Raw genomic sequence first — 17,091 nt, 5'->3', positions numbered from 1 at the left:
CTGCGGATCAGACCTTCCTCGGACCCATCACCATGACCATGTCACGATTGACGATTCCGCCCGGCGCGGTCTCGATGACGGCACAGTCCTCGAGGATCGCAACAACCCGATCGAGAAGCTTGCGCCCGTTCTCCGGTCGACGAAGATCTCGGCCGCGAAACATGATCGTGACCTTGACCTTGTCACCATCCGCCAGGAATCGACGGGCGTGCCCGAGCTTGGTCTGAAGATCGTGCTCGTTGATATTCGGTCGCAGTTTGACCTGCTTGACCGAGATACGCGCCTCTTTCTTGCGCGCCTCCCTGGCCTTCTTATTCTCTTCGAAGCGGTGTTTGCCCCAGTCCATGATTCGAACGACGATGGGGCGCGCGTCTGCGGCGACCTCCACCAGGTCGAGACCCTGGTCCTGGGCGGTTCGACGGGCTTCGTCCAGCGGGACGATCCCCAACTGTTCACCATCGGCGTTGATGAGTCGGACGGGGGTTAGGCGGATCTGCTCGTTGATTCGGACGTTCTGATCGATGTGCGGTTTCCTTCGTCGCCCCGAGGGCGCGGATGGGACTCATGGCAGACGACGCCGTGCCGGGCGAAATATAACAATCCGCTCGTCGTTCGGCAACCGGGCGGGTCAGGGAGCCCGGTAATCCACCTTCACCGTCGTGCCGATTCCGCCCCGAACGTTGAAATTGCCGTCAATCGTCATCTGGCGAGGCCGGCAGGCCGCGACGAGGTCGTCCAGGATCTGATTCGTCACCGCCTCGTGGAAGTGACCCTCATTTCGGTACGACCACAGGTACAACTTCAGGGATTTCAGTTCGATACAGAGATTATCCGGCACGTAGCGGATCGTGAAAGCCGCGAAGTCCGGCTGACCTGTTTTGGGGCAGACGCAGGTGAATTCCGGGCAATCGAAGGTGATCGTATAGTCCCGCCCTAAGGACGGATTGGCGAAGGTCTCCAGCGCCCGACTCGGTTCGGCGGTCACGATTCGGCCTTGGGCTGCTGGAGGATCTCCACATCGTAGCCGTCGGGATCCTTGACGAAGATGTAGCGGGACGACAATTCGGCCCGTGAGCGCCGGAACCACCAGCCCCGAGACTCCACCTCGCCGATGACGGCATCGAGGTCGTCGGCAAAGAACGCAAGATGACCGAATTGATCGCCCAACTCGTACGTCTGCGGGCCGTGGTTGAAGGTCAGCTCCAACGCGTAGTCCCCCGCCTCGTCGACCAGGAACACCAGCGTCGCCTCGTCTCCGATCGGCTTCCGTCTCGTCTCACGAAGTCCGATGAAGCCCGAATAGAACTCCAGTGACGCATCGAGATCTTTAACTCGCAGCATCGTATGGGCCAGTCGCATTCGCAATCTCCTTCTCCCCCGGGGCTCCACGATCCGTCGAGCATATCAGCCCACCGGCGAGAGCCGCACGGTCACCGAGCGACGATTCCCGGCACGCTGGACCGTCAGCTCGACGTTGCCGTCCACACCGACAAGATCAAAGCGATCTCGCAACGCGTCCAGATCGGGCGTTGACTCGCCGTCGACGGCGACCACGACGTCTCCCAGTCTCAATCGCCGACGCTCGTCCAGCTGCAGTCCCACGATCCCCAGGCGCGACGCGCCGCTCCCGGGCTCCACCGCGTACACCACGACGCCCTCGACCCCCAGTCGTCCGCTTCGTCGACTCGACAGCCACTCGACCCCTTCGATCCCCGGTTCGACAAGCCGACCGTGGAGGATCAACTGGGGCACCAGTCGCTCGATCGCGTCGATCGGGATGGCAAAACCGATCCCGGAGGAACCACCGCTGGGGCTGACGATCGTGGTGTTGACACCGATCAATCGGCCGTCGGAGTCCAGGAGCGGCCCACCCGAGTTACCCGGGTTGATCGCCGCGTCGGTCTGAATGACCCCTCGTATCTTGCGGCCGGTGGGCGAGTCGATCTCTCGATCCAGTGCGCTGACCACTCCCATCGTGAGGGTCTGATCGAGGCCGAATGGATTGCCCAGTGCGAGTACCTTCCGTCCGACTCGCAACACGCCGGAATCTCCCCTCTCGATTCCCGGCTGGTGGGGCGCACCGGCCTCCAGCTTCAGCACGGCGATATCTTTTTCCGGCGCCGCACCGACGACCGCGGCGGGCCAGCGTGTTCGATCCGGCAACGTGACCCACAGACGATTGGAGCCATCGATTACGTGGTAGTTCGTGACGATATGACCTCGATCATCCCAGTAGAACCCGGTCCCCGATTCGCGAGGGATCTCGAAGAGATCGAGACGGAACGAGCGTCGCAGCTCCACACCGGAAACGTTCACAACCGACCGCGATGCTGCGCGAAAGATGTCGATGTCACGAAGCTCCTCGTCGGAGAGTCCGTCGGGAAGCGGAAGACCGGCATTGTCGGCATCGTCGCCATCAGCGACGTCGCCGACGCGAAGTGTCGGGGGCCCTGGCGCAGGGCGAACGGCGCGAACGACCTCGCGACCCATCCAGACGCCGGCCACGAAGACTAACCCGATGAGCAGGGGCACTCGCCAGTTCAAAGGCTCTCCCGTCGCCATGATCGGCCGCCGGCGATACCAACTGGTACCCTCCGTGGGCTTGCATGAGACTAACACCGAGGGACGGTCTTGGCTTCAGCGTACAGGCTCCTGCGTGGCGATGCCGTGCCGCACACGGTCTTGACCTGCGAACACGCCACACCTCTCATGCCCCGGAAGATCCGCTGCTCCGAGTCGCAGCGTCGTCGACTCGGAGAACACTGGGGATGGGATCGCGGGGCCTGGGACGTTTGCAAAGAACTCCACGCCGTCCTGCGAGCCCCGGCGGTCGGCTCGCGGCTCTCGCGGCTCTGGATCGATCTCAATCGTGCGATCGGCGACGCCTCGATGTTCCGAGCGGAAGTCGGCGGCGTACAACTTCCCTGGAACGATCCGCCCTCGATCACGGAACGTCGTCATCGCATCGACACGGTCTATCGCCCCTACCACGATGCAATCGATCGAGTTCTGTCCGATGCGTTACTGCGGGATGGACGACCGCTCGTGTTTTCCGTGCATTCGTTTACATCTCGACTCGGCCGGCGACGACGGGCATTCGATATCGGCATCCTCTATCACCGCTCACCCGCTGCGGCACAACGGATGGTGCGTCACTTCCGACAGGCCGGCTTGCGGGTGCGATACAACGAACCCTATTCGGGGCGCGAGGGAATGATGTACTCGGCCGAACGCCACGCGGCGACGTTCGGGCTGGATTGTCTCGAACTGGAATGCAATCAGGAACTGTTCAAGCGCGTCGACGCCTCCCGGCGGATCGCCAAGATTGCAGGTAACGCGTTACGCCAGATCCATGCCTCGCGATGAGTTGGAAGGACGTGCGGAGCGAATCTGCTCGACCCACGCGCTGATCGCGATCGCGACGATTGTCAGCGAGAAACAGAGGAAGAAGCCGGCAGTGAACCCCTTGCCGTAGGACTCGCCCACAAGTTGGTACAACTGTCGCGCGCCATCCCCGTTGTTCCACGGCAGTTCATTGCGGATGATCCTGAGAAAGAACGCCGTGATCACGGTCAGGCAGATCCCAGCGCCGGCAACGGCGACCATTGCGACTGCCCACCACCGAGTCACTCGTTGCATTGCGCCCCCTTGGCTCTCTGGAGAGCCTCGATCGACGCCCCTGGTCATAGGGGTACGCACGATGCTCCCCGGGCACCATGGCGTTTTGCGGCAAGACCCGGCTTTTCTCGTTGCGGAACTGATAAAATGATCGTTCGGGGCCCGATCCGGGCCTCGCGAGGACCGAACCCGTGCGCCCATGGACCTACAACGGCATCCGACCGTATCGCCGAAAGACCCGCCGGGTGGCCATCGGCGACCTCGCGATCGGCGGCCACGAGCCCATTCGTGTCCAGTCGATGACCACCCCGTCGACCCGCGATACGACGGCGACCGTCGATCAGATAGAGCGTCTGGTCGATGCCGGCTGCGAAATCGTGCGTGTTACGGTTCCGACAACCGGCGACGCCGACAACCTTCCGAACATCCGTGCGGAAATGAAACGTCGACAGATCCGCGTGCCACTCGTCGCGGACATCCACTTCACCCCCGCCGCTGCCATGAAGGCCGTTGAACACGTCGAGAAGATCCGCATCAATCCGGGTAACTACGCAGACAAGAAGAAGTTTGCATCACGTGAGTACACGGATGTGGAATACGACGGCGAGTTGAAACGAATCGAACGCGTGGTTACACCGCTGATCAAGCGAGCAAAAACGCTGGGTGTCAGCATGCGGATCGGAACCAACCACGGGTCGCTCTCCGATCGCATCATGAACCGCTACGGGGATACGCCCGGGGGCATGGTGGAGTCCGCCCTCGAGTTTGTTCGCATCTGCGAGAAACATGACTATCGCGATCTCGTGCTTTCGATGAAATCGTCAAACCCCGTCGTCGTACAACACGTGTATCGGCTCCTCGCGTCGCGGATGTCCGCGGAGCAAATGGACTATCCGTTCCATCTCGGCGTCACCGAGGCCGGCGACGGCGAAGACGGAAGGATCAAGTCGGCGATCGGCATCGGAGCGTTGTTGGCCGAGGGCCTCGGAGACACGGTTCGTGTCTCGCTCACCGAGGATCCGGTCGCGGAAATCCCTGTCGCGCGTGAACTGGTGGCAAACAGCGCGCGCCATCTTGGCGAACTCAAGCAACCCACGGACCCATGGCCGGAGCTCAGGGACCCCCATCGCTACGATCGCCGGGTCGCCGAGCCGGTGACTTGCGGCGCGCTTCGTATCGGCGGCGGCGAGACCGTCGCGGTCGAGACGCCTCTCGTCCAGGTGCTCTCAGAGCCCAAGGCTATCCGCTCGGAACTCGACTCGCAGATCGGGGTCCGCGTGCCGGAAGAGACTCGCGCCGACGTCATCGTGATCGACGCCTTCGAATCGGGAGATGACCAGAGACTTCTCGAGCTTCGCCAGGCACTCCACAACGTCGCCCCACGCGTCGCACTCTCCGCGCGAGTCAAGACCGATGCGGCCCTGGACACGACCGACCGCTGGTGGGCGGCAACGGATCGTCTCCAGGTCGAGTGCGACGTCAACTCGGTCGATACCATCCGAGAGCTTCTTGACTCGGCGGCGGGTGCCGATCGCCTCTTGCTCGTGGAACTTCGCGCGACGCAGGACACGGCGGACCCGTTGAGACAGGTCGTACAGACCGCGCTCGCTTGCATCGATGGATTGAACGCGGCGCCGCTTCGACACGTGCAGTTCGGCCTGGTACCGGATCCACGAATCTCGACCCTGCATGGCTACCGATTACTTTCCGCGGCGCTGACCCACGCTGGGGCTCCCATTCCGTTGGTCCTGATCGACCGCGACGATCGTCTGGACACGGCGAGTCTGCTGAAAACGGCCACTCAGCTCGGCGGTCTCCTCTGTGACGGAACCGGCGATTCAATTCAGGTTCGCCGTTCGGACGCGACGGAGTCACGACGCGTCGCGTTCGGGGTTCTGCAAGCAGCGCGCGTTCGAATTACCCGTACGGAGTTCATCTCCTGTCCGTCCTGCGGTCGCACGCTCTTCGACCTGGAAGAGACAACGGCTCGAATCAAGGAACGGACATCCCATCTCAAGGGCCTGAAAATTGCGGTGATGGGTTGCATCGTGAACGGCCCGGGGGAGATGGCCGACGCCGACTTCGGCTACGTCGGCTGGGGAGAGGACAAGATCGCGCTATTCGTCGGTAAGGAGATGGTTGCGCGGGATATTCCGACGAAGGGCGCAGAGGAGCGACTGGTTCAGCTGATCAAGGATCATGGTCGCTGGGTCGATCCACCGGTTGCGGTGTCTCAGGACTGATCGGGGCTCGGATCGGGACTCCACTCCCGCAATGACCAGCTGCCGGAACCCGCGACCACCCAGGGATGGTCTCTCACGAGACGCTCTCCCTCGAGACGATCCAAGCCCTGGAGGATCACGAGAAAGCCCGAGCCGTCGGTGTAGGCGCCCGCCAACCCCAGTCGGCCGTCTCCATGTAGGTCAAGACACCACCGCCGATGGTCGGCAGAGGCCTCCGGCGCCTGGCCTGCAGATGTCCGCAGGAACTCGAAGACGAATTGACTCATGCGCATTCCCTCACGAGAGTTCGGCCCGTTCGCCGAACTCCGGACAATTCGGGCGATGACCATGCTTCCCCGAGATCTGGTCAGCGAATGCCGTGCGGGCCTCCGACTCTCCGTGGACCAGATGGATCTGTTCCGGAATGCGCGACCCCGACTCCAGCCAGGTCATCAACCCTTTTCGATCGGCGTGGGCCGACAGCCCGTCGAGGGTCAAGACATCGGCACGCACCCTGACCTCGCGGCCATGGATTCGCACCGTCTTCCGACCCTCCTGCAGTAGTCGACCCCGAGTTCCAACGGCCTGGTAGCCACCGAACAACACCGTGTTCCGATGGTCCGGAAGTCGGTAGCCGAGATGGTGCAGCACCCTCCCCCCCGTCGCCATGCCGGACGCCGATATCAGGATCGCAGGATAGCGGAGATCGTTCAATGATTTGGACTGTTCGACGGTCTCGTTGATGACGACGTTCGAGAGACCCAGAGGATCCTCACCTGTGGACAGGAGCCCTCGCGACTCGAGATCGTAAGCGTCGCGATGACGAGTAAAGATCTTCGTGGCCTGGATCGCCATGGGGGAATCAATATGGATCGGAATATCCCGCGGTAGGCGCCCCTCATTCTGCAGTTCTCGCAAAATAAAAAGGAGCGCCTGCGTGCGCCCTACAGCGAATGCCGGAATGACGACCATCCCCCCGCGCTCGGCGGTCCGCCGGATCACATCCTCGAGGAGGTCCTTCGGGTCGTCGTCAGGATGGTCACGATTGCCATACGTGCACTCCATGACGAGGTGATCGCAATCGGGCAGCGGACTTGGGGGAGGAATGATCGGCTGGCTACAACGCCCAAGATCCCCCGAGAAAACACAGCGGATATCCTCACGACCGTTTCGATGCAGTCGAAACTCTACGATTGCGGCACCGAGAATATGACCGGCCGGCCTGAACCGTACGCTCATCGAGTCGTGAATCTGTAGGGTCTCGTCGAACGGAACCGGACGCAGATTTTTCAGCGAGGCGCGGGCTTCCAGCTGCGTGTAGAGCGGCTCCGCCGGTTGATGCTTGGAGTAACCGCGGCGGTTGGCCCAGCGGGCATCCTCCTCCTGGAGGTATCCGGAGTCGGGTAGAAGGATCCCACAGAGGTCTACGGTCGGATGGGTCGCGAGGACGTCGCCTTCGTATCCCCGCTTTACCATCAGAGGCAGGTAGCCCGTGTGATCGATATGCGCGTGAGTCAGTACGATGAGATTCAATTTCGATGGATTTACGGGGGGTGTCGCGCGATTCTGCATCCGAAGGTTCTTCAAGCCCTGAAACAACCCACAATCCACGAGCACCCGAAATCCCTCGTGCTCGATCAGGAACTTCGAACCGGTCACGGTCCCGGTCGCCCCGAGGAACCGAATGCTCGTCCTGTTGGTCACTGGCTCTTCTACCTTCCCCGAAAGGTGGAATTCGGTTGGCCCGACAGATGCGCAATTGGTAGGATTACCAACGTTGCCGACCCCGACAATTGTAGACGCTAACCGCGAGTAGGTGCCCGATGAAGATCACGATCGAATACTGCGCTTCTTGAAATTACAAACCACGAGCTGCCGGTCTGGCAGATGAGCTAAAACGTGCGTTGGGGGTCGAAGCCGAGTTGATCGCGTCCGGTGGTGGCGTGTTCGAGATCCGAGTCGACGACCAATTGATATTTTCAAAAAAAGAACTCGGACGTTTCCCGGAAGACGGCGAAGTTCTGGCCCGGATTGATGAGCCTGCTTGATCGTCTTATCGGTTGGTCGCTGCCTGTAGTTCCCCGCCCGATCGTCCGTCACTTTTCGGAACCTTATATCGCCGGTGAGACGGCCGAACAGGCGCTGCGACGCGTACGGCCACTTCGCGATGCAGGGGCGATGGTCACTCTGGACATCCTGGGTGAGTTCACGACAGCACCCGCCGAGGCAGATCGCAACGCGGACGCGTACCTGAAACTCCTCCGCCGAATCCAGCAGGAAGGTCTTTCGGAGACCAACGTCTCCATCAAGCTGACAGCCCTCGGTCTCTTACTGGACCCGGAGGCTTGCTATCAGCGAATACTGGAAGTGACCCAGCTCGCCGCCGAGCTCGATAATTCCGTGCGTATCGATATGGAAGATGCGCCGTGCACCGACGAGACTCTCCGGACTTACGAGCGCCTGCGGCGCACCATGCCCGCGCATATCGGTGTCGTGTTGCAGGCGAGACTTCGTCGAACGCTCTCCGACATTGACGTCCTGACGACGCAACCTGCCAGTTTCAGGATCTGCAAAGGGATTTACCTGGAACCCGAAGAGATCGCCCACACGGGGTTCGACGAGATCCGCGAGAATTTTGTCGCGTGCACGCGACGGATGTTCGAACGTGGTGCCAAGGTGGCGATCGCAACCCACGACGAATGGCTGGTCGAGCGCGCTCTCGAACTGATCCGCGAGTTTGATGTCTCCCGCGATCGCTACGAGTTTCAGATGTTGCTGGGAGTCCGCGAGCGCCTACGGAACAACATCCTTGCGGACGGCCATCGCCTACGCGTCTACGTGCCCTACGGGGAACAGTGGTACGCCTACTCCGTTCGACGCCTTCGCGAAAACCCGCAGATCGCCGGTCACGCGTTCCGTTCGATGTTCTCGCGAGACTGATCGATCACGGGTCGCAGACGTCCCCTAGTCCGTCGCCGTCGGTGTCCTGCTGGGTCGGGTTGAACTGACTGACACAGTTATCGCAAACGTCGCCGACACGATCGAGTTCCATGTCCTCCTGCCCCGGGTTTGCGATGTAAGGACAGTTGTCGGCGATCAGCAGATCGGCACTGAGTTGAGGATACAGCACAAGATCACTCGACGTCCCACTCGTATTCCAGACAGCGGCCGCGAAGAGATTCTGGCCGGTACGGATGAACGGGAGCGCGGCCAACGTGATGTCGATCTGTGACGAGAAGTCCGGCGGCGCCGCATTGCTCGACTCGTGGGACTGGGGCACAGTGTCCCAGTCCAGCGTGCCCACGGGCATCTCGGGCGATCGATAGACCTCTTCATCGTTGATCCACACGGCATACCCGTCATCGTAGTCGGCGGCCAGGAAGATCCCCGTCAAGACGGTCGAATCGCTGACCTCGAACCCGACGCGGGTGTACGCGGAGATCGTTCCATCCGGAACGACGGAGGCCAGCAGGGGTAGGGTGTTCGGCGGTCCCAGCGTGTCGAAGCCGACGCCATAGGCACCGTTGCCCCACGACGAGTCGTCGAAGACCTCCGTCGTCCATGTGAGACCAAGGCCCGGATCGCTGACGTTGTCGCTATAGCGCATCGCCGGCACCCGATTAATTGCGAGGCGGGGAACCAGAACCAGATCCGTCGACGGCGGCGTGGCAGGAATTCGGTTGTATACGGCAACCGCCAGGACATTGTCACCATTCTGCAATTCGGGTAACCCGATTGACGAGATATCGAAGATCAGCCCGTAGTCCGGCGTCATGCCGTTGCTGGATTCCTTGGAGCTTGGATCGGCGTTCCAGGTCGGCTCACCCACCGGCATTTCCGCAGAACGATAGACCTCGACCCCGTTGATCCACGCGACCCAGGCGTCGTCGTAATCCGCCGCGATCCATAGATCGTCCACCATGCCGACATCCGCGATATTGAACGTGGCCCGGGTGTAGACGGACAGGGATCCCACCGGCGCTGTGGTCTGGATCAGATTCTCGGCGCCGGTATTGGCCTCGTAACCGATGCCATAGGTACCGACGGTCCACGCACTGTCGTTAAAGGCGCTGGCCGTCCACGTGTTTGCGACGCCGGGATCGACGAGATTGGCGAGGTATCGCATCGACGATCCCTCGCCGACGACGATCGTGTCCAGAGGTTGGGTGAATGGGAGAACCTGCGTTTGCACCGAATCGCAGCCACCCGCACACAACCCATCGCCATCGATATCGTTTTCGGGATCGAGTGGACAATCGTCGCAGACATTGCCAAGACCATCACCGTCGTCATCCAACTGGTCGGCGTTATGATCCAGCGGACAGTTGTCGGCCGTCGCACCGACACCATCTGCATCGACGTCGTTCTCTATATCGTCCGGGAACGGATCCGGATTGCAGCCAACGTTCGAAAACTGAGGGTCCCCAAGACCGTCGCCATCGATATCCGTGCATGGATCGCAGACGTCCCCGATCCCATCCAAGTCGGCGTCGCTCTGCCCGATATTCGAATCCAGCGGGCAGTTATCGCTCTCGTTGGGAAGCCCGTCGTTGTCGTTGTCCGGGTCGCACTCGTCGCCTGTCAGGTCCGCGTCGGCGTCCAGCTGGAGTCGATTTGCCGTCGCCGGGCAGTTGTCGCAGACGTCTCCGACGAAGTCAAAATCGCCGTCGGTCTGGCCCACGTTCGACATCGTGGAGCAGTTGTCGCCGTCGTCATTCACGCCGTCAACATCGAAATCACCGCTGCCGGCCATACACGCTGCTGCCGGCGTGATGCCGACGCCTGCAACGCCCAGCCCGATCGGACCGTCTCCGCAACTATTCCGACCTCCGACCAGGTAGTAGTAGCCCTGGCCGACCGCCGGGACTGCCGCATCGTTTCCGGTAAGCTCGGCGAGATTATCGGTGAGACAGGTCTCGTCGTAGGCCCACGCAGCGCCTGCCGTGAAGGTCCCCCGATAGAGGTTGGAGGTAAAACCTTCGGGCCCGCGTAACCACGATAGGGCGCCACCGGAGGTCATCCGCAGACTCGCGCCAATCTGTCCCGGAGTCGAAGCAAGGCTGGGATCGCTCGAGGCACAGTCACAGGCGTCCCCGACCATGTCGCCGTCGAGATCGGCCTGCCCCAGATTGTCATCCAGAGGACAGTTGTCCATGTCGTCGGTGACCGTATCGCCGTCGTCGTCCGACGAGCAGGCGTCACCCTGACCATCGGTATCGGCATCTTCCTGGCCGGGGTTCGCGATCAGGTCACAGTTGTCGGGACCATCCAGGAGACCATCGTTGTCGTCATCGGTGTCACACGCGTCTCCCTCACCATCGTCGTCGGTGTCGGTCTGGTTGGCGTTGGATACGGCGACGCAGTTGTCGCACAGATCTCCGTCCCCATCGGAGTCCCCGTCGGTTTGGCTGCCGTTGGGGCTGGCGGGGCAATTGTCGATATCGCCACAGACCCCATCGAGGTCCTGATCGTTGTTCTCGTCGTCCGGGCAGCTGTCACAGACATCTCCCAACCCATCAGAGTCCATGTCGGACTGACCGTTGTTCGAGATCGCGGGACAGTTGTCGACGGCGAAACAGATGAGATCGCCGTCCGGATCGTTGACCGGATCCATCAGGCACGCGTCACAGGCATCGCCGATTCCGTCGCCGTCTTCGTCCGCCTGATCGAAATTGGAGGTGGCGATGCAGTTATCGCAATCGTCTCCGATCAGGTCGGTTTCGCCGTCTTCCTGACCGGCATTGGCGTTGATCGGGCAGTTATCGACGTCGGCGCAGAAACCGTCGCCGTCGATGTCGTTATTGGCGTCATTGGAACACGCGTCGCAAACGTCACCGATCCCGTCGCCGTCGGCGTCTTCCTGCATGGCGTTTTGGTTCGAGGGGCAGTTGTCATCCTGGTCGCAGATGCCATCGCCATCCCCATCCGGAACCGTGCAGGTACCCTCGAGGCCGATTTCGCGCAGGGCGCTGAAGTCCTGCGTGCGGGATCCCGCCGAGAAGATGTTTTCGGAGCCGAACGTACTGGACGTTCCGTCGTTGTAGTCTGACGAGGGAGTGATGAACGGCGACGGATCGTCCTCAAGCTTGAAGACCTCGTCGTTGCCGATTCCGGCGAGGGGCAAGATCCCTTCGCCCACCGGGCCGAATTGGTCGACCGCCATGTCGTCGCGGATGGTCAGTTGCCAATTCTGGTTCGAAACCTCGAAGTCCTGCGCCGTGATGTAGGTGCCCGTCCCCGACCCACCTGCGTTGAGATTGATCCACCAGTCGTCCCCTGCGGGATCGTAGGAGGCATCGTCTGCCAGGTCTTCGGAAATCGTGATGATCGTTCCGGCGCGTAGGTCCGTCAGGAGCGTGTTGCTGGAAAAGAACAACGACTGCGTAGTCTCGCCGACCCCACCCGTATCATTCGTGAGAGCCAGCTCCCAGTTGGTGATGTCGAGGTGATCACTGGTCACGACCAATTCGAACCAGTCACCGCCATTTCCGTCGATCCGGCCCCAGTAGGTGTCCGACGCCAGGTTGTCGAGTTTGTTCGTTGGCAAGACTGCGTTGTACTCATTGAGAATCAGCGCGCTGGGCGTTGCGAGATTGGCGGCCGCCGGCGTCGCCATGGAGAGGATCCGCAAAGCCGTGTCCTCCTCCGGGAAACGGCCAAAGCTGACATCGGCTGGCAAGCTGCCGTAATTCACGTAATCGATGAGGGCGCCGGTCGCGTCGGTCAGAGCAATCGACCCGCCGCCGGAATTGAGCGCGAAACTCGTGTGAAGGGGTCCGTCACCGGTTTCGCCGTCCACCCAGACCAGCAGCCAGCATTCGGAACAGACGTCGCTGGAAGCGGGGAAAGTCCATTTCGTCGGGGTGAGGTAGTCGTCGGTCAGATGGTATCCCTGGAGATCGATCATCGCAGGTCCCGCGTTGTAGATCTCGATCCATGGATCGGACTCCGATTGCTCATCCATGTTGACCGTTGCGTTAACGGGCAACACCTCGTTGATCGTCAAGGCCGGTACGGCGGCAACGGACCCGGAAGCGGTGTTGGCAAGACCGGGCGTCCCACCCATGGAACTGCTGGCGGCCCAGTTGCCCACATGGGACTCGCCGAGGGTCACGTCGATCAACTCCAGCGAAACTCCGATGCCCGCGGCGTCAGTTGGCCAGGGCGCAACCGCTTCGAACTTGACCGATGCGACCACCGCACCGAACTCATTTCTCAGAGTCAACGTTTCGCCAAGATCGTTCAACGATCCCGAGTAGGCCGTAGCGACGTAATGGCCGCCGCCGTACGTCTGACGAAACAGCGTTTCGTTCTTGGTGACCATCATGTAGCCGTTGGGAGGGATGACCGTACCCGGCGGAAACGTCAGAGCGACACCGTCGAGTCGCCAATCACTCATATCCACGGCATCGATCACCGACGGATTGTAGAACTCGATGAACTCCTGATCCGCATTGGGCAGTCCACCGGCCGGTTGGTACATGATTTCGCTGATGATGACGTCGGCGATCGGGGACTGGGCATCGGGGATATTACAGACGCTGTGGGTCACGTACAGATGGGTGCGTCGCTTTTCGATGAAGTCCTGTTTGAGGATATCGATCGCCTGGAGTTGAGTCTGCGCCACACCGTACTGCCCCCATTTCACGATATCCAGGGCGGCCTCGACGGATGTCTGAGCGTACAGCTCATCGATTCGGGTCTCGTATCGACCCTCGACCAAGAGCAGGTCCATGATGCTTCGAAGACGTCGGAAGTACATCGACTCGACGTCCTCTCCACTACGGAGGATGCGGTCGAGGAATCGATTCAGATTCCCGAGGACGGTTCGCCGATCGATCGTCCCGAGCAGCGGATGACTCGGCGAGACGACCACATCCTCACCGGGGATCGAGTCATGGTCGGCCCAGATGGTGTCGTTCAGCGACGAGCCGAAGAAGTTCCGCCCGAAGGTCAGGTCGAGGTCCCATGCATGGACACCCCACTTGGCGCTGCCCTCGGTCTCCCGATAGAGGAAGTAGTTCTTCTTCAGGTGGTCGTTGTTATGGATCAGATTGCTGACCGCGATGTAGTTGACCATCGTCGGTAGATCGACGTTGTCCAGGAGGAAGGATTCGAGGGCCGCGCCGGAGAGATTGTTGATCTGAAAGATCAGGTCGTGGAGATCCTGGTAATTCTCAGTCAGGCGAGTCTTCTTCTCGTAGTAGGGCACAAGCTGAAACTCGGGACCACGCTCCCGCATGTCGTCGAAGGCCTTGTACCGAGAGGCCGTGCTAGAGAGATTGGAGCGCCGCACCCATTCGGCGTCGGGCGCCTCGAGATAGGTATACAAGCCGAAGAACTGCCCGTTCTGCTCGACTCGGACTGGAAATGTCTGCAGGAATGGCGCGCCGGAATCGCGGAAACTCTCCCACGCCAGCACCTCGCGGATCTGCGTCTTGTCCGCGTAGTTGCTCTGAATACTGAACGTGTCGACCGGACTCAGGATCAGATCCGGCGCCTGGAACTTGTGTCCCTGGGGGAACAGCATCTTCCATGGCGGCTTCGGCCATCCCCGAGAGGACTGCCCTCGGACCCGTGTCTCGATGCCGTCGTAGAGCGTGCCATCGTAGTAAAGAACGGCCGGCTCGGTTTCGTCCGTGAGCTTGTGAGCGAGGGCGTCCGCGTAGTCGACAGGATCGATAAACCAGTGAAGGATCGGTAATGCGGAGGTCAAACCGGTATCGACGGCGACCGTGCCGTCGTACGTCACGGTGTCGTCGTCCCGCGGATAACGGATATCGGCGTTCGTACCGGTCACCTCGACGCGAAACCGCACCAGCGTTCCGGCGATCTGCGACGGGATGATGGCGCCCCAGACTCCGTCCATGCTGGCACCATCCCCGTTGGCACCGTCGTCCAGCATCGGAATCTGAACCTCGGTACCGAAGTCGATCTTGTAGTAGAGACTTGCCGATGCCGCGTCCAGAAGCTCAGCCGTCACGGTAATCGTCGAGAGCGGGATCGCCGGCGCCGGGAATTGAACGTTCTGCACCCACGCCGGATATCCGACCGCGTTGACAGAATTGACGACCCCGGGAGTGCCGTCGTTGGCCAGCGATGCACGCCAGTTTCGCGGCGTCGAATTATCGAGGGTCGGGTCGATGACCTCGAGCGAAGGGCCGAGACCGTCGGGAGTGATGGGCCAGGGGGCGACATCTTCGAATTGAACTTCATCGACAACGACCAACATGTCGTCAAGGACCGCGATGCGCTCGCCGTCACTACTGACCTCGAGCGTAAAGACACCATCCGCCGTTCCGCCGTAGGTCGCAGTGTACTGGGCTGCGTCGGCGGCGATAACGAGCCGCTGCCCGTCCGCAATCATCGTGGCCGGCAAAAAGCAGAACACGACGCCGTCAAAACACCAACCCGTCAGATCAACGGCACCGCCACCGGTGTTGTAGATCTCGATGAACTCGTCGAGGTTATCGCCCGACGCAGGGTTGTACATCAGCTCGGTGATCACGACATCGGCGGACACCGGTGCCCAGAGCACCACCAGAACGCCCACCAACCCAAGAAGCTTGCGAAGACTCAACCATCGTGACCGCACTTCGCCTTCACCTCCGCAGGAGCACGCGCTCCCGCAAGCTCTCACCTAGTAAGGATATTTAGCCTTGTCATACGATCGAAAACCGGTCCCGTCTACCCTGACCCCCCGATCGGATTTCGGGAATATACGGGATATTCGGGAGTTGGCAGGTCGGAACAGCGGTCCCTGCGGACAATCGGACCGCGAGAGGCCCCTACGCCCCGGTTCCCACCTGGTAGATATAGACCAGCTTCCCGCCCAGGAGGGCGGCGTAAAGGACGGCCGAGACCAGTATCGCCAACCAGATCGCAAACGGATTCCTTTGCCCCGCGGGGATTTCTCCTCGGTAGCTCCCGAGCCAGAGCAGGGTTATCGCGGCACACCCGGTCAGGATCCAGCCGGCAACCTCGTGATCCGCAAGGAGTTCCGTCGCGACCGCCCCGGTCGTCACCGAATTGGCAGCGAGATAGCCGGTCACCAGCGTCGGGAGCAGGCAGAGCGACCCGACGGCCAGAAGCTGATGACCCACCCGGATCCAACGCGGTCGTCGGCTCAGATAGCCAAGACAGCCGACTGCCCCACCGGCGGCAAGAAACGCGATGGAGAAATGGACCACGGCGGGATGGAACCAACGAAGCATCGACCCAGCATACCCTGCTCGACGCAGCGGCTAACTGTCGGGATTTCGCTGGCGAAATTCCTCGATCAGCTTCCGTGATTCCTCGTCCAGGTCGGTCGGTGCCTGAATCACGATCCGGGCCAGTAGGTCCCCTGCGACTCGGTCGTCTCCTGCGGGGACCCCTTCACCTCGGATCCTGAGCTTCTGCCCGCTCCGAACACCGGCGGGAACCTGAATTTCGGTCGATCCCGAGAGCGTCGGCACACGAACACGACCGCCGAGGGTCGCCGTCCCGATCCCGATCGTCACGTCGGTCTGCAGGTTTCTTCCGTCTCGATTGAGAGACGGGTGGGGATCGATGCGAACCTCCAGGAACAGGTCGCCCGACGGCGCCCCGCCGCTCCCGGCATCGCCCTTTCCGCGAAGTCGAAGCTTCCCACCGTCTTCGATTCCCGCAGGAATGCGAATCTTCACTCGCTGACTTTCCCGACGAGTCCCCGAGCCGTGGCAACTCGCGCAACCGCTCGCTCCTTGAGACCCTCGGCCACCACAGGTGCCACAGACACCGACCCGCGGCACCTGGATATCGACGGTCGATCCCTGGATGGCCTCTTTGAACGGAAGTCGGATGGCGTGGGTCAGGTCCCGACCCCTTCGCCCCACGGCGCCCCGTCGGCCACGTCGGCCGGCCCCACCGCCCATGAACATCTCGAACAGGTCCGAGAGGTCGCCCATGCCGCTGGTTCGCACATCGAAACCGGCAAAGGGGTCGAATCCCGCCCCGAACGCGTCGTGCCCGCCCTGGTCGTACTGCTGCCGCTTTTCTTGATCGGACAGGACGGCGAACGCCTCGGAGATCTCCTTGAAGCGCTCCTCGGCGGCCGGATCCCCGGCATTGGCATCGGGATGGAATTTCCGCGCCAGCTTGCGGTAGGCGCTCTTGATCTCCTTGTCGTTGGCACCGCGTGCCACGCCAAGAACCGCGTAATAGTCTTTCTTGCTCTTTGTCGGCATCGGTTTCTTCCGGTCGCAGTCTAGGTCGATCCCAGGATAACGGG

General features: G+C 61.4%; 14 protein-coding genes. 4 read left to right on the top strand and 10 right to left on the bottom strand.

Features of this window, described 5'->3' with window-relative positions:
* Positions 1-7: 7 nt before the first annotated feature.
* From infC to OES25_00580, 4 genes are all read right to left on the bottom strand, one after another.
* Positions 8-505, bottom strand: a complete 498-nt coding sequence (gene infC, locus OES25_00595; GenBank protein MDH3626136.1) for a translation initiation factor IF-3 — start codon at positions 503-505, stop codon at positions 8-10.
* Positions 506-628: 123 nt separating this feature from the next.
* Positions 629-985: a preQ(1) synthase gene (gene queF, locus OES25_00590; protein ID MDH3626135.1), complete on the bottom strand. Its 357-nt coding sequence runs from the start codon at positions 983-985 to the stop codon at positions 629-631.
* Positions 982-1,359 (bottom strand): VOC family protein, encoded by a 378-nt coding sequence (locus OES25_00585; protein MDH3626134.1) that lies wholly within the window; start codon positions 1,357-1,359, stop codon positions 982-984. The genes queF and OES25_00585 overlap by 4 nt, the downstream gene beginning before the upstream one ends.
* Before the next feature lie 45 nt (positions 1,360-1,404).
* A complete protein-coding gene (locus OES25_00580) occupies positions 1,405-2,544 on the bottom strand; it encodes a trypsin-like peptidase domain-containing protein (protein MDH3626133.1) in 1,140 nt (379 codons plus the stop codon).
* Between the two features lie 87 nt (positions 2,545-2,631).
* Here OES25_00580 and OES25_00575 point away from each other — a divergent pair, with 87 nt between their 5' ends.
* Complete coding sequence (locus OES25_00575) at positions 2,632-3,366, top strand: N-formylglutamate amidohydrolase (protein MDH3626132.1); 735 nt, start codon at positions 2,632-2,634, stop codon at positions 3,364-3,366.
* Here the strand turns inward: OES25_00575 and OES25_00570 are convergent.
* The gene (locus tag OES25_00570) at positions 3,340-3,639 is read right to left on the bottom strand and encodes a hypothetical protein (GenBank protein MDH3626131.1); all 300 of its coding nucleotides are present in this window, start codon (positions 3,637-3,639) and stop codon (positions 3,340-3,342) included. The two genes, OES25_00575 and OES25_00570, sit on opposite strands and share 27 nt — an antisense overlap.
* 170 nt (positions 3,640-3,809) lie before the next feature.
* Here OES25_00570 and ispG point away from each other — a divergent pair, with 170 nt between their 5' ends.
* Positions 3,810-5,861 carry a (E)-4-hydroxy-3-methylbut-2-enyl-diphosphate synthase gene (ispG, locus tag OES25_00565; protein ID MDH3626130.1) on the top strand — a complete coding sequence of 684 codons (2,052 nt, stop codon included), beginning with the start codon at positions 3,810-3,812 and terminating at the stop codon, positions 5,859-5,861.
* Here ispG and OES25_00560 read toward each other — a convergent pair.
* Positions 5,852-6,127: a hypothetical protein gene (locus OES25_00560; GenBank protein ID MDH3626129.1), complete on the bottom strand. Its 276-nt coding sequence runs from the start codon at positions 6,125-6,127 to the stop codon at positions 5,852-5,854. The genes ispG and OES25_00560 overlap by 10 nt on opposite strands.
* A gap of 10 nt (positions 6,128-6,137) precedes the next feature.
* Positions 6,138-7,544 (bottom strand): MBL fold metallo-hydrolase, encoded by a 1,407-nt coding sequence (locus tag OES25_00555; protein MDH3626128.1) that lies wholly within the window; start codon positions 7,542-7,544, stop codon positions 6,138-6,140.
* Positions 7,545-7,663: 119 nt separating this feature from the next.
* Between OES25_00555 and OES25_00550 the strand changes: the two genes are divergently transcribed.
* Both OES25_00550 and OES25_00545 read left to right on the top strand, forming a co-directional pair.
* Positions 7,664-7,888, top strand: a complete 225-nt coding sequence (locus OES25_00550) for a SelT/SelW/SelH family (seleno)protein (protein MDH3626127.1) — start codon at positions 7,664-7,666, stop codon at positions 7,886-7,888.
* Entirely contained in the window at positions 7,875-8,780 is a 906-nt protein-coding gene (locus OES25_00545; protein MDH3626126.1) for a proline dehydrogenase family protein, read from the top strand. The genes OES25_00550 and OES25_00545 overlap by 14 nt, the downstream gene beginning before the upstream one ends.
* A 4-nt stretch (positions 8,781-8,784) precedes the next feature.
* On the opposite strand, the gene OES25_00540 is transcribed toward OES25_00545, so the two are convergent.
* From OES25_00540 to OES25_00530, 3 genes are all read right to left on the bottom strand, one after another.
* A complete protein-coding gene (locus OES25_00540) occupies positions 8,785-15,435 on the bottom strand; it encodes a lamin tail domain-containing protein (GenBank protein ID MDH3626125.1) in 6,651 nt (2,216 codons plus the stop codon).
* A 193-nt stretch (positions 15,436-15,628) separates the two neighbouring features.
* On the bottom strand, positions 15,629-16,054 hold the full coding sequence (locus OES25_00535; protein ID MDH3626124.1) for a DUF2231 domain-containing protein: 426 nt from the start codon (positions 16,052-16,054) through the stop codon (positions 15,629-15,631).
* 30 nt (positions 16,055-16,084) lie between these two features.
* Positions 16,085-17,047, bottom strand: a complete 963-nt coding sequence (locus tag OES25_00530) for a DnaJ domain-containing protein (protein ID MDH3626123.1) — start codon at positions 17,045-17,047, stop codon at positions 16,085-16,087.
* Positions 17,048-17,091 lie beyond the last annotated feature (44 nt).

The sequence above is a fragment of the Acidobacteriota bacterium genome (assembly GCA_029861955.1).
GTDB lineage: Bacteria > Acidobacteriota > Polarisedimenticolia > Polarisedimenticolales > Polarisedimenticolaceae > JAOTYK01.
Note: the sequence above shows the minus strand (reverse complement) of the source record. Positions and strands in the feature narration are given on the sequence as shown.